Origin of the sequence: Streptomyces luteolifulvus (genome assembly GCF_008806595.1) — a bacterium.
Classification (GTDB): domain Bacteria; phylum Actinomycetota; class Actinomycetes; order Streptomycetales; family Streptomycetaceae; genus Streptomyces; species Streptomyces luteolifulvus.
Map to the genome: position 1 here is coordinate 1 of NZ_VZRB01000017.1, position 17,563 is coordinate 17,563.

The window sequence follows — 17,563 nt, forward strand, 5'->3', positions numbered from 1 at the left end:
GCCAGCGTTCGTCCTGAGCCAGGATCAAACTCTCCGTGAATGTTTTCCCGTAATCGGGACGACACCACGAGAGCGGAACAGCCAGGCGGAATAAGCCCGGCCGTTCACAGCGTCCTCGCTGTGTTTTATTTCAAAGGAACCTCGCCCCGGCCGTGACGGCCGGAGACGGGGTATCAACATATCTGGCGTTGATTTTTGGCACGCTGTTGAGTTCTCAAGGAACGGACGCTTCCTTCGTACTCACCCGAGACCATCTCTCGGGCTTTCCTCCGGGCGCTTCCCTTCGGTCTTACGTTTCCGACTCTATCAGATCTTTCCGATCCGATTTCCTCGGTGCTTTCCAGGTTTACGCTTCCGCGTTTCCCTTTCCGGCGGATCCGACTTTATCAGAAATTTTGAGCCGGACTGACCGGCCACCGTTTCCGATTCATCGGGGAAGAGGCTTCTTTGAAATCAAAGTTTCTGGAAGCAGACAGACACTCTCGGTTGCCGTTCCGGGGTAGCACCCGGTTCCAGGCAACTGTTCGAATCTACCTCCCCAGTCCTTCCGTGTCAACGGCTCTCTTGGGGCGAAGGAGAGACTAGCAGCTCAGCCGCGCTATCCGCACATCAGGCGGCCGTCGGCACGGTGGCGCTGCGTTCGGCCGCTTCGACGTCGCCGGTCTCTCCGGCGCGGGCCGCACGACCGCCGAGTACATAGACGTACGCGAGGAAGGCCAGTTCAGCCACGATTCCGATGCCGATGCGGGCCCATGTGGGCAGCCCCGACGGGGTCACGAAGCCTTCGATGGCGCCGGAGACAAAGAGGACGAGCGCGAGACCTATCGCCATGCCCACGGCTGCCCGGCCCTCCTCGGCGAGGGCCGATCGTCGTGTCCGCGGGCCGGGGTCGATCAGGGTCCAGCCCAGCCGCAGCCCTGTTCCGGCGGCGACGAAGACTGCGGTCAGTTCGAGCAGCCCGTGCGGGAGGATCAGGCCGAGGAAGGTGTCGAGCCGGCCGGCCGAGGACATCAGCCCGAAGCCCACGCCCAGGTTGAGCATGTTCTGGAAGAGGATCCACAGAACGGGCAGTCCGAGGAACACTCCCAGCACCAGGCACAGGGCGGCGGCCTGGGCGTTGTTCGTCCACACCTGGGCGGCGAAGGAGGCCGCGGGGTGGCTTGAGTAGTACGTCTCGTACTGGCCGCCCGGGCGGGTGAGCTCGCGCAGTTCGCTGGGGGCCGCGGTGGAAGCCTGTACGTCAGGGTGGGTACCGATCCACCATCCCAGAAGTACGGCGACGGCCGTGGACACCAGGGCGGTGGGTACCCACCAGTGGCGCGACCTGTAGACCGCGGCGGGGAAGCCGTAGGTCAGGAAGCGTGTGACATCGCGCCAGGAAGCGCGGCGGATGCCTGTCACGGCGCTACGCGCGCGTGCCACGAGTTGGCTGAGGCGACCGGTCAGCTGGGGATCGGGGGCGCTCGACTGGATCAGTGAGAGGTGGGTGGCCGTTCGTTGATAGAGGGCGACGAGTTCGTCGACCTCCGCACCGGTGAGGTGGCGCTGGCGCTGGAGCAGGGCTTCCAGGCGGTCCCATTCCGCTCGGTGGGCGGTGACGAAGACGTCGAGGTCCATCGGTCTGCCTGCTCCTAGGCTGTTCGTCGGCGGCTCGTCGTGGGTTTCAGCTTGTCGTACTGCGGCGCGATGCGCCCACAGCTTGGCAGACTGGGCGTTCTCAAGGCAGGTCAGGGGAAGGACGGCGGGCGTGAGTGAGCTGGTGACCGGTGAGGCGGTGGCGCTTGAGCTGCGCCCGGCGAGGCTGCCCAGTAGGACACTGGCCGTGTTGATCGACCTGGCCGCGGCCGTGGCCGCCTACATCGCGGTGAGTCTCGTCCTGGCCGCCTCGACGGCCTCGCTGGACGAGGCCGCGCAGATCGCGCTGTCCATCGCGGCGTTCCTGCTGGTGCTGGTGGGCGGGCCGATCGCGGTGGAGACGCTCAGCCATGGGCGTTCGCTCGGGAAGCTGGCCTGCGGACTGCGTGTGGTCCGGGACGACGGCGGGCCGATCCGGTTCCGGCATGCGCTCGTGCGGGGCGCGATCGGCATGATCGAGATCCTGATGACGTTCGGGGTCGTCGCCGTCATCGCTTCGCTCGTGTCGACGCGCGGGCGTCGGATCGGCGATGTGTTCGCCGGGACTCTGGTCGTCCGGGAGCGTGTCCCCGCCGCGCGGACGGGATTCGTACCGCCGCCTCCGCCCTGGTTGGCGGGGCGTTTCTCGGGGCTTGACCTGTCTGCCGTTCCCGATGGGCTGTGGCTGGCCGTCCGCCAGTATCTGACGCGGATGCAGCAGTTGGATCCCCAGGTCGGCTGGGCCATGGCCGAGCGGCTCGCAGAGGACATCGCGTTGCGTACGGGGACGCCGGCACCGCAGGGCGTTCCGCCGGCGGCTTACCTGGCGGCGGTGGTGCAGGAACGGCAGGCCCGCGAGGCGCGACGGGCCTTCGCCAAGCATGGCGCGGCAGGCGCAGCGGGCGGGGCGGCGGTCGGCGGCGCCGGGCAGCTGGTGGGCGCACCCGGCCCGTACGGGCAACCGGCTGCAGCGCCTCTCAACTACGGCCCCCCGACAGCGTCGGCAGCATCGCCGGTGCCGGCAACGCCACCCGCGGCTGCGGCTCCCTCTCCCTCGGCGTCCTTCCCCTACGCGGGAGCGACGCGCCCCGACGAACGGCCCGAGACCCCGACTCACCGACCCTCGCAGCCCGCACCACAGCCGGCGTCTTCGGACGAGCGCCCCGCCACCGGCTTCGCACCTCCGGCGTAGCGAAAGCCCCGGGCCTCGGCCCGGCCCCCCAGCGGCCAGTTGCCGGCTGCCGGTTGCCCCCTGCCCGCTGTCCCCTGCCTGCCTGCCTGCCTGCCTGCCTGCCGCTCAGCCGAACACGGACGGCGGCGACTCAAGGTCCTCAAGCTCGACGCCCGGCGCCGCGAGCACCACGTCGCCGGCGATGTGCACGGCATGCTGCTCGCCCGTGTCCAGGGCTGTGACCTGGTATTCGTCCACGGTCAGAGGGCCGTTGTCAGTGGCGTGTGTTTCTCTTTTCAGCAAGGCCCAGGACTGGTCCACGGTGCGGGGGGCGAGGACCGGGTCCGTGAAGGCGACGAGGCGCACGCGGGTTGCCGAGGTGGAAGGAGTGAGGCGCAGGAGACGGGTGATGGCGATGAGGAACGCGGGGGATGTGCCGGTGAAGGCGTGGGCGCGCACGTTGCCTTCTGTGGCATGAGCCCCGGTGGGGTCGGTGCGGACCCAGGTGACGCCGTCAAGGGCCGCGCCGCGCACCTGCCAGTTCGCGGCATGGAGTTCGAGGCGGATGGGGCGGCCGAGTTCGTCGAGGGCGAGGTCGACCGAGCCGATGTGGTCGCCCGTGGGGGTGGTCCGTTGGGAGACATAGCGCCAGCCGGAGGGGCCGGGGGCGCAGTGGAAGTGCTCTTCTGCGAAGGGGGTGTGATCGTGCGGATCGTGGAGCGAATAACGGCCGCGGGGCATGGGGGTCCTGGGTCTTGACGGGCTGGTCCGGCCAAAGGGGCAGGCCCCCGGCACGGGGGTGCGGGGGCCTGCCTCGGAGGACCTGCCGCTGAGGAGCGCGTCAGTGCACGGACGCGCTCACAGCGGGAGGAGTTGCGGACTCAGTAGCGGTAGTGGTCCGGCTTGTACGGGCCCTCGACCTCGACGCCGATGTACGACGCCTGCTCGGGGCGCAGGGTGGTCAGCTTCACGCCGAGCGAGTCGAGGTGGAGGCGGGCGACCTTCTCGTCCAGGTGCTTGGGCAGCGTGTAGACGCCGATCGGGTACTCGGACTGCTTGGTGAACAGCTCGATCTGGGCCAGCGTCTGGTCCGCGAACGAGTTGGACATCACGAACGAGGGGTGACCGGTGGCGTTGCCCAGGTTCAGCAGACGGCCCTCGGACAGCACGATGATCACCTTGCCGTCGGGGAACGTCCAGGTGTGGACCTGCGGCTTGACCTCGTCCTTCACGATGCCGGGGACCTTGGCGAGGCCGGCCATGTCGATCTCGTTGTCGAAGTGGCCGATGTTGCCCACGATCGCCTGGTGCTTCATCTTGGCCATGTCCGAGGCCATGATGATGTCCTTGTTGCCGGTCGTGGTGACGAAGATGTCGGCCTTGTCGATCACCTCGTCGAGCGTGGTGACCTGGTAGCCGTCCATCGCGGCCTGCAGCGCGCAGATCGGGTCGATCTCGGTGACGATCACGCGGGCGCCCTGTCCGCGCAGGGACTCCGCGCAGCCCTTGCCCACGTCGCCGTAGCCGCACACGACCGCGGTCTTGCCGCCGATCAGGACGTCGGTGGCCCGGTTGATGCCGTCGACCAGCGAGTGGCGGCAGCCGTACTTGTTGTCGAACTTCGACTTGGTGACGGCGTCGTTGACGTTGATCGCCGGGAACAGGAGGTTGCCGTCCCGCTGCATCTCGTAGAGGCGGTGGACGCCGGTGGTGGTCTCCTCGGTCACGCCGCGGATCTCCGAGGCGAGCTGGGTCCACTTCTGCGAGCCGTCCGTGATGGTGCGGTGCAGGAGTTCGAGGATGACGCGGTGTTCGTCGGACTCGGCGGTGTCGACGGAGGGGACCTTGCCGTCCTTCTCGTACTCGACGCCCTTGTGGACGAGGAGGGTGGCGTCACCGCCGTCGTCCAGGATCATGTTCGGGCCGCCGGTGGGGGTGTTCGGCCAGGTCAGCGCCTGCTCGGTGCACCACCAGTACTCCTCCAGGGTCTCGCCCTTCCAGGCGAAGACCGGGATGCCCTGCGGGTTGTCGGGCGTGCCGTCCGGGCCGACGGCGATGGCGGCGGCCGCGTGGTCCTGGGTGGAGAAGATGTTGCAGGAGGCCCAGCGGACCTGCGCGCCCAGGGCGACCAGGGTCTCGATGAGCACGGCGGTCTGCACGGTCATGTGCAGCGAGCCGGTGACTCGGGCGCCGGCGAGGGGCTGGGCCTCGGCGTACTCCTTGCGGATGGCCATGAGGCCCGGCATCTCGTGCTCGGCGAGGGTGATCTCCTTGCGGCCGAACTCGGCCAGGGAGAGGTCGGCGACCTTGAAGTCCTGTCGGTTGTCGACAGTCGTCATTGCGAGCTGCTCCTTGGGGTTGGGGCGAGGTTGGGTACGGCTGGTCTGCGCGGCGGCGGCCACAGGGGTGCCCGAAGAGGACACAGGCATGCCCGCGTGCGCGCAGCGCAGTCCGTCGGAGGCCCTCTCTCCCTCGGTCGGTCCGCACGGGGACCGCCCGACCGCCATCAGCAGCGACGTCTGGCTCGGTTCCAAGCTACACCGCTGGGCCCGGCGGTCCCCAGCCCGCCTTCGAACACATCAGGCCGTTTCCTGGCGGGGTGGGCGTCCGGACCGGGGTCGGGTGGTGACCCGGGCGACCGCGGACGGGGCGCGGTTTCGGGGCGTTCGGCCCGATCACGCGGGTCTGACGACGGAAGAAGGGGCCCGTAGCCTGCTCGACGGGCCCCGTGGACGGACGGAAAGAGGGTGTCAGTGTCCGGCTGCGTGCGGAGCCGGTCCACCGGGCGTGGCCTCCCGGTCGGGGCCCTTGGCCGCCTCGGCCTCGCTGTAGATGTCCGGTTCGAGGTAGATCACGCGGGCGATCGGGACGGCCTCGCGGATGCGGGCCTCGGCGGCGTCGATGGCGGTGGCCACCTCGGCGGCCGTGCTGTCGTGCCGGACGGAGATCTTGGCGGCGACCAGGAGCTCCTCGGGGCCGAGGTGGAGCGTGCGCATGTGGATGATGCCGGTGACGGCCTCGCCGTCGACGGCGGCGGCCTCGATCTTCTTGACGTCATCGGTGCCCGCCGACTCGCCGAGCAGAAGCGACTTGGTCTCGGCGGCCAGGACGAGGGCGATCAGGACGAGCAGGACACCGATGCAGACCGTGCCGATGCCGTCCCAGACTCCGTCGCCGGTGAGCAGGGCCAGGCCGACGCCGCCGAGGGCGAGGATCAGGCCGACCAGGGCGCCGAGGTCCTCCAGCAGGACGACCGGGAGTTCGGGTGCCTTGGCGCGGCGGACGAACTCCTTCCAGGAGAGGTCGCCGCGCACGGGGTTGGATTCCTTGATGGCGGTGCGGAAGGAGAAGGACTCCGCGATGATCGCGAAGACCAGGACGCCCACGGGCCAGTACCAGTGGTCGATTTCGTGCGGGTGCTTGATCTTCTCGTAGCCCTCGTAGATGGCGAACATGCCGCCGACGGAGAAGAGGACGATGGAGACGAGGAAGGCGTAGATGTAGCGCTCGCGGCCGTAGCCGAAGGGGTGCTGCGGGGTGGCCTCGCGCTCGGCCTTCTTGCCGCCGAGCAGCAGCAGGGCCTGGTTGCCGGAGTCGGCGAGCGAGTGCACGCCCTCGGCGAGCATCGACGAGGAACCGCTGAACGCGAACGCCACGAACTTCGAAGCCGCGATCGCGAGGTTGGCGCCGAGTGCCGCAACGATCGCCCTGGTACCGCCTGACGCGCTCATGTGTTCGCGTTGTCCTTTCGGTGCGTACGCCGTCCAGGCCTTTGCCTGTCCTTTGCCGGTGGGCCATTGTTGCAGCCCCCTCCGGCAACGGCGCCTCAGGTCACCACAACCCCGGCCGTCACGCGACCACGGTGGCCCGGAAGACCGTGCCGGATCCGGACACTTCGGCCTTTTCGCCCGCCGGTACGAAGACGGAACGGCCGGGGGTGAGGGCGTGGTCGCCGGCCCGTACCGAGCCCGCCGTGCAGAGGAGGATCTGCGGGGTCGGGCGGGTGAGGTCGTGGGTGGCGCCGCCTTCCGGAAGGACGTAGCGGGAGAGCCGGAACTCGTCGATCGGGGTCTCGTAGACCTCCTCGCCGTCGGGGGACGCCTCCGGGCGCAGGACGCCGGGGTCGGCTGCCTCGAAGCGGACGATGCGCAGGAGTTCGGGGACGTCGACGTGCTTGGGGGTCAGGCCGCAGCGCAGGACGTTGTCGGAGTTGGCCATGATCTCGACGCCGAGGCCGCTGAGGTAGGCGTGCGGGATGCCGGCGCCGAGGAACAGGGCCTCGCCGGGCTGGAGCCGGACGTGGTTGAGGAGCATGGCGGCGATGACGCCGGGGTCGCCCGGGAAGTGGTGGGCGATGTCGGCGTAGGGCGCGTAGTCGCCGCCGAGGCGGGAGCAGGCGGCCGTGGCCTCGGCGACCGTGTGGGCCATCTCCTCGGGGTCGGCGCTGAGGACCGCCGTCAGTACCTCGCGCAGGGCGGCTTCCTCGGGGTGGGCGTGCAGGAGGTCGACGTACGGCTTGAGGGAGTCGACGCCGAGTCCGGCCAGCACGTCGGCGGCCTGCACGGGATCACGGAAGCCGCAGAGGCCGTCGAACTCGGTGAGCGCGCAGATGAGTTCGGGCTTGTGATTGGCGTCCTTGTAGTTGCGGTGCGGGGCGTCCACGGGAATGCGGCGGCGCTCCTCGTCCTCGTAACCCTCCTTCGCCTGCTCCGGATTGGGGTGCACCTGGAGGGAGAGCGGGGCGCCGGCGGCGAGGATCTTGAACAGGAAGGGCAGGCGGGGTCCGAACTTGGCGACGGACTCGGCGCCCAGTTCCTTCTCCGGGGCCGCATCGATGACGTCGACGAGCGTTCCGCGGTCGGTGCGCGAGGGCGCGCCGGGGTGGGCCCCCATCCACATCTCCGCCTGCGGTTCGCCGGTCGGCTCGGCCCCGAGCAGTTTCGGGATCGCGGTGGTCGATCCCCAGGCGTAGGGGCGGACGGTGTTGTCGAGGCGGTCCATGGGGTTCTCTCTGCCGGTTCTCTGCGCGTGTCTTTGGGGCTCTGTGCGTACGTCGCTCAGAGCGTCCTGGGCAAGATCAGGCGCCCGAAGCGAGCGCCAGGTAAACGGCGGCGAAATCCGTGATGGCGATCAGTTCCGCGAGGGTCTCCAGTTCGCCGCCTGCCTCGGGCTCCAGCTCGCTGATCGGCGTGTCGTGGCTGAGAGCCAGGTCACGGGCGGCGGGAGCGGCGGTGAGGCCGCCGATCGGGCGGTCACGCAGCAGCACCACGCGTGCGTGGAGGGCGGGCGGCTCCTCGACACGGTCGCGGAAGAAGTCGTCGGGGTCGGCGCTGGCGGCGAGCGGGCCCGCGAGCAGGGCATGGTGTGCGGCGAGCGCCTCGGGCAGTTCGGCGACGAGGGCGGGGCGGCCGCCGAGTTCGGCGAGGGCGGCGGCGAAGCGGCGCCCGGCGGGGCCGGCCGAGACGCCTTCCGTCCAGATCACCGGGAGCGCGTCGGCGAGTTCGGCGGCCAGTGTCTTGGCGGCGTTGCTGTAGGTCGCGATGGCGGGACCGCAGCGTTCGGCGATCTGGTCGAGCCGGTCGGCGACCTTCTCCAGGGCGTCCGGCGGGGCGGTGAGCAGGCCGGTGCGGTCGAGCAGGGTCAGCAACGGGGTGAGCAGGGCCCACAGGACCCCGGGGGCCGAGGCCGCGAGGGGTTCGTCCTGGTCGTACGGGGCCGTCGCCAGCGGTACGAAGAGGCCGTGGGCGCCTGCCACCGCTTCGGCGACCGGAGTGCGGGCGGGGGCCACGGCCACGACCGTGCAGCCGCGGCGGTACGCCGCGTCGGCGAGCAGGGACAGGCCCGGCTCGGTGCCGTCGGGGGTGGCGATCAGGAGCAGGTCCACCGAGCCGGTCCAGCCGGGCAGTTCCCAGCGCAGGGCGCCCGCGGCGGGGGCGACGCCGCTCGGGGCGAGGCGGGTCACGGGGCTGCCGGCGCCGGCGAGCGTGCCGAGGAAGTCGGCGGCGTGCGTGGCGGCCGCGCCGGGGCCCGCGATGAGGACCGCGCGGGGGCGGCCGTCGGGCTTGAGGTCGTGGACGCCGGCCTCGACGGCGTGCCGGGCGGCCGTACGGACACGGGCTCCGGCCTCGGCGGCGCCGCGCAGCAGTCCGCGGCGGTCGGCCGCCGAGAGTGCCTCGGGGGAGTCGAGCAGCGATTCGTCGAGCATGGGCGGCAGTCTCCGATCGCCGGGTCGTCGGTTACGCGGGTCGCCGGGGGGGGTCAGGCGGGGCGGCGGGCCTCGTCGACGAGCAGGACAGGGATGCCGTCGCGGACGGGGTATGCCAGGCCGCAGTCCTGGCCGGTGCAGATCAGCTCGGTGTCCTGCTCCTTGAGGGGGGCGTGGCAGGCCGGGCAGGCGAGGATCTCCAGGAGACCGGCTTCGAGCGGCATGGGGGTTCCCTTCGGGCGGGGGTGTGCGTGTGCGCTACGTGTGCGGATGTGCCTGGTCAGGGTACCGCCGTGGGGGGTTGCGTGCGGGAGTTGCACTGGGCCGGCGTTCGTGGGGCGAGCGCAGGCCGGCGCGGGCGGGTGGGCCGCGCGACCCCGTGCTGCAGGGGTGCCGCCGCGCCCACCCGTGCCGCCCCTGCGGCACGACTGCCCGCGGTGACGCGGCTTCAGCCCCTGATGATCGCCAGTGCCTCGTCGCGTACCTTCGCCATCGTGGTCTCGTCCTTCGCCTCCGCGTTGAGGCGCAGCAGCGGTTCCGTGTTGGAGGGGCGGACGTTGAACCACCAGTCGGCGGCGGCGATCGTGAGGCCGTCCAGCTCGTCCAGCTCGATGCCTTCGCGGCCCTCGTACGCCGCCTTGATCGCCGCGAGGCGGCCGGTCTGGTCGTCGACCGTGGAGTTGATCTCGCCGGAGCCGGCGTAGCGGTCGTACTGGGCGACGAGGGCCGACAGGGGACCCTCCTGGCCGCCGAGGGCCGCGAGGACGTGCAGGGCGGCCAGCATGCCCGTGTCGGCGTTCCAGAAGTCCTTGAAGTAGTAGTGGGCGGAGTGTTCGCCGCCGAAGATCGCGCCGGACCTGGCCATCTCGGCCTTGATGAAGGAATGGCCCACGCGCGTGCGTACCGGCGTGCCGCCGTTCTCCTTGACCACCTCCGGCACGGACCACGACGTGATCAGGTTGTGGATGATCACGCCCTTGCCGCCGTGCTTGGCGAGCTCGCGCGAGGCGACCAGGGCCGTGATGGCGGACGGGGAGACCGGATCGCCGTGCTCGTCGACCACGAAGCAGCGGTCGGCGTCGCCGTCGAAGGCGATGCCGAGGTCGGCGCCCTCCTCGCGGACCCGCTTCTGGAGGTCCACGATGTTCGCCGGGTCGAGGGGGTTGGCCTCGTGGTTCGGGAAGGTGCCGTCGAGCTCGAAGTACATCGGGACCAGGGTCAGCGGCAGACCGGCGAAGACCGTGGGGACGGTGTGGCCGCCCATGCCGTTGCCGGCGTCAACGACGACCTTCAGGGGGCGGATGGAGGCCAGGTCGACGAGGGAGCGGAGGTGGGCCGCGTAGTCCTCCAACGTGTCCCGCTGGGCGATCGTGCCCTCCGTGTCGGCCGGTGCCGGGCCGCCCGAGTCCACCCAGGACTGGACGAGTTCACGGATCTCCGCGAGGCCGGTGTCCTGGCCGACCGGGGCCGCGCCCGCCCGGCACATCTTGATGCCGTTGTACTGGGCCGGGTTGTGCGAGGCCGTGAACATGGCTCCGGGCAGGTCGAGCGCGCCCGAGGCGTAGTACAGCTGGTCGGTGGAGCACAGGCCGATCTCGGTCACGTCGACGCCCTGGGCGGCCGCCCCGCGCGCGAAGGCACGCGACAGCCCGGGGGACGAGGGCCGCATGTCATGGCCGGTCACGATGGCGCGTGCTCCGGTCACCCGGGCGAACGCCGCCCCGAAGAGTACGGCCAGTGACTCGTCCCACTGGTCCGGGACCACCCCGCGTACGTCGTACGCCTTCACGATCTGCGACAGATCAGCAGTCACGGCCAACCCTCCTGAAAGTCCTATGCGTCATCCCAAAACTACCCGTCCGGGCCGTCAGGAGGGGGAGCACAAGGAGAACGGGAGGAGGGGGAGCACGAAGGGAACGAGAGGAGGGGGAACGATCCGGCTCAGTTGTCCGGGGAGCGAAGGACCCGCAGATGGCCGCGGCGTGCGACCTCCATCGGGTCGGCCGTCCGTGCGCCGCCGCCCGCGCCGGCCGCTCGCTCGTGCGGGCGGGCCGCCTCGCGGACGGCGTTGGCGAGTGCCTCCAGGTCGTCACCGCTGGGCCGGGCCGGAGCCGAGCCGTCGAGGAGCCGGACGACCTCCCAGCCGCGCGGTGCGGTGAGGCGCTCGGAGTGCTCGGCGCAGAGGTCGTAGCAGTGGGGTTCGGCGTAGGTGGCGAGCGGGCCGAGGACAGCGGTCGAGTCGGCGTAGACGTACGTCAGCGTCGCGACGGCGGGTCGGCCGCAAGCGGTGCGCGAACAGCGACGTACAGGGCTCACGACGTTGGACGGTACCGCACTCTTGAGCGGGCCGCGACGACTCTCCACCAGGTCACTCCACCGTGTCGTGCTGTGCAGCGCCTCACGCACCCGTCTCGGCGCACCTCGCTGACCTGCACGGACGCAAGTGTCCCAAGGGAGGGGCGGTTCCGGATCCGGTCATCACTTGGAACAAACCATGCCAATTGCCTTGAGGTCGACGGACTCGCAGAGATACGGAATCGAGCCCAACCTTGGCTGGAATGGTCAACCGACGACATGCCGTGCGCGGTGGCCGGACCTCGTCCGCGCGGCAGCGTGGGGGCCGGGCGTCCGGCACCGTCGAGGATTACGCTTCACCAGTGATGGACAACCCCGTACCGCCCCGTGCCCCCGGCCGCGGGCCCCGCCGCCGTGATCGCCATGGGCGGGGCATGCGTGGCCCGATCGCACCGCCCCAGGTACCGCTCGCGTCGAGCCGCGCCGAGGCGTTCGCGGACCTGGTGCAGGACTCCGTGGAACGTCTGGAGCGGCGGTGGCCGCAGCTCGCCGACATCGACTTCCTGGTCCTCGAGGTGCCGCGGCTGGACGGGCCCGGGCACTCCTGGAGCGACGAGGGTGTTCCGCTGGGCGGCACGATTCCCGCACGGGAGGGGCGTCCCGCGCGGGTTGTCGTCTACCGGCGGCCGGTAGAGATCCGTACGAAGGGACGGGACGAACGGGCGGCCCTGGTGCACGAGGTCGTCGTCGAGCAGGTGGCCGAGCTGCTGGGACTGACCCCGGAGACGGTGGACCCCCGGTACGGGGAGGACTGAGGCTCCCTCCCCCGGACCTCCCGCCCCGGACCTCCCTCCCCTTTAGCTCTCTCCCCTGGACTTCTCCCCCCGGCGTCCCGTCCGCTACTTCTGCAGCACCGACAGATCCTGGTCGGCCTCCGGTACCGCCACCGTCCCCCGGTCGTCCGGCAGGATCTGGACCGTGAAGCCGGATATGCCCCCCTGGGTCGCCGCCAGCGTCCGGGCCGCATGGACCGGGCCGCCCGACAGCGGCTCGACGGTCAGCGCGTAGGTGCCCTTCAGACCGCTCGGGACCGGGGCCTGAACGTCCTGGGTCGTGCCCGCCTTGATCGTGTACGTCTTCGAGACGGCCGTACCGCCTTCGCTGCCCGCCGACGCGGTGACCTTGACTTTGGCGGTGCTGCCGGGGGCCGTGAGGGACAGGGTGGTTCCCTTGGCGCTGTTGCCGGCGGCGGTGGCGCGCTTGCCGACCGGGTCCGTGGCCGGGATGAACGCCGTCTCCTGCTGGTCGCCCTTGCCCCGCAGGACCCGCAGGGCGGCGACCACCGGTACGGACCGGTTCGTCGGCGTCAGGACCAGCGAGCCCGCCTCTCCGCGGGTGATGTCGCCCAGGTCGACGGCCGTTGTCATGCCCGCCTTCACATGCAGCGTCTCGCTGCCGGCGGGTGTGATCCGGCCGGTCGGTGAGGCGAGCCGCACCTTCAGGTCGGCGTCGGCGTCACCGGGGGTGAAGGCGACCAGACGGACGGCCGTGGCGTCCTTCGGGATGCCGGGCAGGACGAGGCTGCCGCCCGGCTCCGCGGACGCGGCGAGCCAGTCGCCGCCCAGCTTTTCGTCCAGGGCCTGGACGGCGGCGCCGACGCGTCCGCTGCGGACGTTCACATGCACGGTGAGGTTCGTCTGCTTCTCGGTGGTGAGCGTGGACAGCAGGACCGCCTCGCTGAAGTGGGGCGGGACCGTGATGCCCTCCGCCACCTCGGACTTGACGGCTCCGCCCGGGCCGTAGAGCTCAAGGTCGACGACCGCGCCGGAGTCGTCCGGGTTGGTCAGGTACACATAGTCGGTACGGTCCGCGTCCGTGCTGGCGCCCGGAAACCAGAACTCCGTGTCCGCTGCGGTGCAGTTGACGCCCTGCAGGCCCCGTCCGGTGCCCGCGGCGACCTCGGTGGTCTGCTGCACGGTCCAGCCGGGCGCGAACTTCCCCTCGGCGGTGCCGAGAAGCGCGGGCGCGTCACTGCCGGAGGCCTCCCCGGTGACGGGCTTGCCGGGCTCCTTGGGCTCCAGGACGGGCTTGTCGGCCTTCTTGGAGTCGGTCTTCTTCCCGCTCTCACCGTCGGCCGACTCCTGTGCCGCCGCCCGGAGTTCGGCCTTGCCGCTGGTCTGCGCGCCCTTCGTGACAGGCGTGAAGGACGTGTACGACGTCTCGGCGAGGTCGGAGGTGCCGGGCGCCGGGCACAGCAGGCCCGTGCGCTCCACCGGCAGTTCGGCGGCCGCCTCGGCGGTGTCCGTGCCGGAGGCGTCCGGTGCGGTGAGCGCGGCGAAGCCGGTGATGGCGGCGAGCGCGGTCGCGCCGGCGATCAGGGACAGGGTGGTGCGGTTCACTGCTGACTCCCGTCGGGGCGCTCACTGCCCGTGCCGTTCGGGTGCTGCGGCTGCGCCGGGTCGTATGTCGCGTCGTAGCCGTCGTATCCCTCGTAGCCCTCGTAGCCCTCGTAGCCCTGCTGGTACGTCTGCTCGTACGGCGCGGTCCCCGACGGTCCGCCGTAGGCGTACGGGTCGTACTGGCCGCCCTGGTACTGGTCCGCCTGGTACTGGTCCGCCTGGTACGACTGCTGGTTGTACGCGCCCGTCTCGTACTGCTGGGCACCCGGGTACTGCTCGCCGCCGTACGTGCCGTGGTCCGCGCCGGCGTACCTCGGTGTCTCCCACTCGCTGTAGGACTGCTGCTGCGGAACGGCCACCACGGGGGCCTCCTCCTGCGGAGACGACGGCAACTCCTGGTCCTGGGCGGCCTCCTCGGCTGCCTCCGCCTGGGCGCGCAGACGGCGGGCCCGGCGGCCCTCGCCCACGGCGGCCTCGGCGGGCACGGCCGGCTCCTCGGGGAGGTCGTCGTCGACGTCCCGGCGCCGGCCGGGCAGGGCGAGCACGACCAGGACGACGGCCAGGGAGACCTGGGTCCACAGCCAGCCGGTGTGGGCCATCGGGGCGTCGTAGGTGACGTCCAGCTTTCCGCCGGAGGCGGGGAGCTGGAAGCCCTGGGCCCAGCCGTCGACCTCGGTGGGGGTGAGCGGCCTGCCGTCCAGGGTGGCGGTCCAGCCCTCGTCGGCGGTGTCGGCGAGGCGCAGGACGCGGCCCGCGGTGCCGGCCGGGAGCGTGGTGTGGATGTCGACGGGGCCGGCGGCGACGGGCCGCGGGTCGGCGGTGCCGGAGGGGGTGACGACGGCCGCGCGGGAGACCTCCTGGTCGACGCGCCACAGCCCGCTGCCGTCCTGCTGGCTGAGCCGGCTCAGGCCGGGTGTGGCGTCCAGTACGCGGGTGACCTCGCGGGGCGCGCCCTGGTGGACGAGGACGTAGCGCACCGCGAAGCCGCCGAGCTGGTCGGCCTGGTCGGCGCCGGAGCCGGCGACGAGGTTGGCGACGACCTTGTCGAGTCTGCTGTTCTCGCCGACGGCCGTGGAGAGTTCGGCGTCGCCCAGGCGGGCGCCGGAACCGCGCACGAGCATGTAGCCGACATGGGCGGCGGAGTCGCTGTCGAGGACGAGGGTGCGGGCCTGGTCGCGGGTGTTGCTCTCCTCGGCGACGAACGCGGGCACCTGCACAGGGTCGCGCCGCTCCAGCGGGCCGTCGGCGCCGCCGATCATCCAGCCGGCGGCGACGAGCAGCGGCCCCGCGGCCGAGGCGAAGGCGATCAGCGCGGCCACCGGCTGGCGCCAGCCGAAGCTCTGCTCGGCCACGCGCGCGCGTGCCCCGTCGGCGCCGAGGACGGCGGCGGCCAGGAGGGCGAGGCCGTAGACGAGGGTGGCGGGGCCGGCCCAGGTCGAGCCGTTGGACAGGGCCGCGAAGACGAGGCCCACCAGGGCCGCCGCCCACGCCGTCCGGATGCCGGACTGCCGTTCGGTGCGCAGCAGGGCGGCCAGCGCGGCCAGCACCACGCCGATGAGCATCAGCCCGCTGACCGTGCCGGGGCCGCCCGGGCTGGCGCCGAGCAGGTCGAGCGCGGAGGCGGACGAGGCGCCGTACTCAAGGCCGGCCTGCCGGAAGAAGCCGAACGGCAGCAGTGTCAGCGACCAGGGGGCGAGGACCAGCAGGGGCGTGCCGAGCTGGGCCAGGAAGCGCAGGCCGTAGGCGAGGATCTCGCCGCGGCGCACGGCCAGCACGGCGATGCCGAGGACCAGCGCGATCGGCCACACGATGGGGGTGAACGCGGTGGTGATCGTCAGCAGGAGGGCGTATGCCCAGGTGGCGCGCCAACTGCCGCGCGCGTCCGAGGCGTTCGCCAGGCCGCTTGCCGCGACGCCCGCGCGCGCGAGGAGCGGCAGCAGGACGGCGAGTATGGCGGTGCCGATGCGGCCCCCGGCGAGGGCGCCGGTGGCGGCGGGCAGGAAGGCGTAGACGACGGCCGCCCACGCGCGCAGCAGGCGCGACTCGACGAGCGGGCGGGCGGCGAAGTACGCGGTGAAGCCGGCCAGCGGGACCGAGGCGACCAGCAGGACCGTTACGGCGAGCCCGGTCGAGCCGAGCAGCGCGGAGGCCAGCATGGCCACGACGGCGAGGTACGGGGGCGCGGCCGGGGTGCCGCCGGCGCCGACCGCGTGCCAGGCGTCGAGGTAGCGGGACCACAGGGCACCGGAGTCGGCCGGGGCGGGCAGCAGGGCGCCGCCCGCGAGCGCGCCGCCGCCCAGGAGGTTGCGGCAGGCGACGAGGGAGACGAGCAGCAGCACCAGGAAGAGCACCGGGCCGGGCTTGCGCGCGATCCGCTTGAGGCGGGCGAACTGTTCGATCTCCAGGAAGTCCGCGTCGTCCCCGCCGGGGCCGGACTCGACCGCCCCGCCGTGCCGTCCGGCCGCGGAGGCCTCGGGGTCGGAGCCGCCGAAGAGGTTGCCCGCGGCCTGTTCGACGGTGGCGCGCACGGTCGCGCCGGGCGGCGGGAACAACGGGCGCAGCTCGTCCTTGCCGACCGCCGGGCGTCCGCGTCTGCGCCGTCCGGCGATGATCCGCTCGGGCCGCAGCAGGGTGCCCAGGAGGCCACGGATCTCGTCGACGGCCTGTCCGGGCACCTTGCCGACGAGGTAGGCGAGGGTCCGCAGGAAGGTGCCGAGCACGAGGCGCAGCAGGACCCAGGGCAGCGCCGCCGTACGCGTGTTGACGAGCAGGGTGTAGACGGCGCCGGCCTTGTCGACCTTGTGCGGGGAGGCGGCGGTGCGGCCCACGCAGTCGACCGCGCGGCGCTCGCGGGAGGCCGCCTCCGCGTGGCGTACGACGGCGTCGGGGACGACGAGGACGCGGTGGCCGGCGGCCTGGGCGCGCCAGCACAGGTCGACGTCGTCGCGCATGAGCGGCAGGCGCCGGTCGAATCCGCCGAGCTGTTCGAAGACGTCGCGGCGGATCAGCATGCCGGCCGTGGACACGGACAGCACGGACCGGACGTGGTCGTGCTGGCCCTGGTCCTGTTCGCGGCGGTCCAGTCCGGTCCACCGGCGGCCGGAGTCGGCGATGGTGACGCCGACCTCGAGGAGCTGCCGCCGGTCGTACCAGCCGCGGAGTTTGGGGCCGACGACGGCCACGTCGTCGCGGCCGAGCTCCCGTTCGTTCTCCACGACCCGCAGCAGCTCGGCCAGGGCATCGGGTTCGGGGGCGCAGTCGTCGTGCAGCAGCCACAGCCACTGCACCGGATCTCCGTACGGCAGTTCCGGCATGTCGTAGGCCTCGTCGCGCCATGTGCGCGTGACGGGGTCCCAGCCGCTCGGCCGCTTCAGATAGGGCAGCTCGTCGGGGGTGAGGACGGGCGCGGTGCGGCCCGCCTCCTCGACGGCCTGGCCGAAACCCGTACGCCGGGCGAGGTGCAGCACCCGGTCGGCGCCGAGGGCATCGGTCAGCAGCTGGGCGGAGGTGTCCGCGCTGCCCGTGTCGGCCGCCAGGGCGTACTGCACGGGGCGCTCCTGGCCGAGCAGCCCGGCCAGCGCGTCGGGGAGCCAGCGGGCGCCGTCGTGAGCGACGAGGACCGCGGTCACCACATGACGCGGAAACTCAGGAGTGGCAGCGTCGGATCGGGCTGCCGTGTGGCTGTGCACGGACATCGAGGTACGGGCCCCGGTTCGGTGGACTGTGGTGGACGCCTGTGCCCCGTGGGGGCAGCGGGGAGTCTCGGACGAGGACCACACTATCGGCTGGGCACGACGGCGGCCCGCCGCCTGTGGATAACCCATGGGCGACGGGCCGTTCGTAATGTCCTCATACAGGCGGATACGCCCTGGGAGCCGA

13 protein-coding genes are annotated in these 17,563 nt (G+C 71.7%); 2 read left to right on the top strand and 11 right to left on the bottom strand.

Annotated elements, in window-relative coordinates:
• Positions 1 to 609 precede the first annotated feature (609 nt).
• Positions 610 to 1,617 (bottom strand): stage II sporulation protein M, encoded by a 1,008-nt coding sequence (locus F7R91_RS23320; protein WP_150951053.1) that lies wholly within the window; start codon positions 1,615 to 1,617, stop codon positions 610 to 612.
• A 130-nt stretch (positions 1,618 to 1,747) separates the two neighbouring features.
• Here F7R91_RS23320 and F7R91_RS23325 point away from each other — a divergent pair, with 130 nt between their 5' ends.
• Entirely contained in the window at positions 1,748 to 2,806 is a 1,059-nt protein-coding gene (locus F7R91_RS23325; RefSeq protein WP_150951054.1) for an RDD family protein, read from the top strand.
• Between the two features lie 105 nt (positions 2,807 to 2,911).
• On the opposite strand, the gene F7R91_RS23330 is transcribed toward F7R91_RS23325, so the two are convergent.
• The 8 genes from F7R91_RS23330 to F7R91_RS23365 form a co-directional block, all read right to left on the bottom strand.
• Positions 2,912 to 3,526, bottom strand: coding sequence for a hypothetical protein (locus tag F7R91_RS23330; RefSeq protein WP_150951055.1), 615 nt, complete (start codon positions 3,524 to 3,526; stop codon positions 2,912 to 2,914).
• 140 nt (positions 3,527 to 3,666) lie between these two features.
• Positions 3,667 to 5,124 carry an adenosylhomocysteinase gene (ahcY, locus tag F7R91_RS23335; protein ID WP_150951056.1) on the bottom strand — a complete coding sequence of 486 codons (1,458 nt, stop codon included), beginning with the start codon at positions 5,122 to 5,124 and terminating at the stop codon, positions 3,667 to 3,669.
• A 411-nt stretch (positions 5,125 to 5,535) separates the two neighbouring features.
• On the bottom strand, positions 5,536 to 6,516 hold the full coding sequence (locus F7R91_RS23340) for a cation diffusion facilitator family transporter (RefSeq protein WP_150951057.1): 981 nt from the start codon (positions 6,514 to 6,516) through the stop codon (positions 5,536 to 5,538).
• A 118-nt stretch (positions 6,517 to 6,634) separates the two neighbouring features.
• Complete coding sequence (gene manA / locus F7R91_RS23345; protein WP_150951058.1) at positions 6,635 to 7,786, bottom strand: mannose-6-phosphate isomerase, class I; 1,152 nt, start codon at positions 7,784 to 7,786, stop codon at positions 6,635 to 6,637.
• A 76-nt stretch (positions 7,787 to 7,862) separates the two neighbouring features.
• Positions 7,863 to 8,990, bottom strand: a complete 1,128-nt coding sequence (locus F7R91_RS23350; RefSeq protein ID WP_150951059.1) for an SIS domain-containing protein — start codon at positions 8,988 to 8,990, stop codon at positions 7,863 to 7,865.
• A 53-nt stretch (positions 8,991 to 9,043) separates the two neighbouring features.
• Positions 9,044 to 9,214 carry a Trm112 family protein gene (locus F7R91_RS23355; RefSeq protein ID WP_007382472.1) on the bottom strand — a complete coding sequence of 57 codons (171 nt, stop codon included), beginning with the start codon at positions 9,212 to 9,214 and terminating at the stop codon, positions 9,044 to 9,046.
• 224 nt (positions 9,215 to 9,438) lie between these two features.
• Positions 9,439 to 10,803, bottom strand: coding sequence for a phosphomannomutase/phosphoglucomutase (locus F7R91_RS23360; RefSeq protein ID WP_150951060.1), 1,365 nt, complete (start codon positions 10,801 to 10,803; stop codon positions 9,439 to 9,441).
• A gap of 128 nt (positions 10,804 to 10,931) precedes the next feature.
• Positions 10,932 to 11,354 carry a DUF3499 domain-containing protein gene (locus F7R91_RS23365; RefSeq protein ID WP_150951061.1) on the bottom strand — a complete coding sequence of 141 codons (423 nt, stop codon included), beginning with the start codon at positions 11,352 to 11,354 and terminating at the stop codon, positions 10,932 to 10,934.
• Positions 11,355 to 11,650: 296 nt separating this feature from the next.
• On the opposite strand from F7R91_RS23365, the gene F7R91_RS23370 reads away from it, so the two are divergent.
• Entirely contained in the window at positions 11,651 to 12,100 is a 450-nt protein-coding gene (locus F7R91_RS23370; RefSeq protein ID WP_161068362.1) for a metallopeptidase family protein, read from the top strand.
• Between the two features lie 84 nt (positions 12,101 to 12,184).
• On the opposite strand, the gene F7R91_RS23375 is transcribed toward F7R91_RS23370, so the two are convergent.
• Positions 12,185 to 13,684 carry a DUF5719 family protein gene (locus F7R91_RS23375; protein WP_150951063.1) on the bottom strand — a complete coding sequence of 500 codons (1,500 nt, stop codon included), beginning with the start codon at positions 13,682 to 13,684 and terminating at the stop codon, positions 12,185 to 12,187.
• The gene (locus F7R91_RS23380) at positions 13,681 to 17,379 is read right to left on the bottom strand and encodes a glycosyltransferase family 2 protein (RefSeq protein ID WP_150951064.1); all 3,699 of its coding nucleotides are present in this window, start codon (positions 17,377 to 17,379) and stop codon (positions 13,681 to 13,683) included. Before F7R91_RS23380 ends, F7R91_RS23375 begins: the two co-directional genes overlap by 4 nt.
• Positions 17,380 to 17,563: the final 184 nt, after the last annotated feature.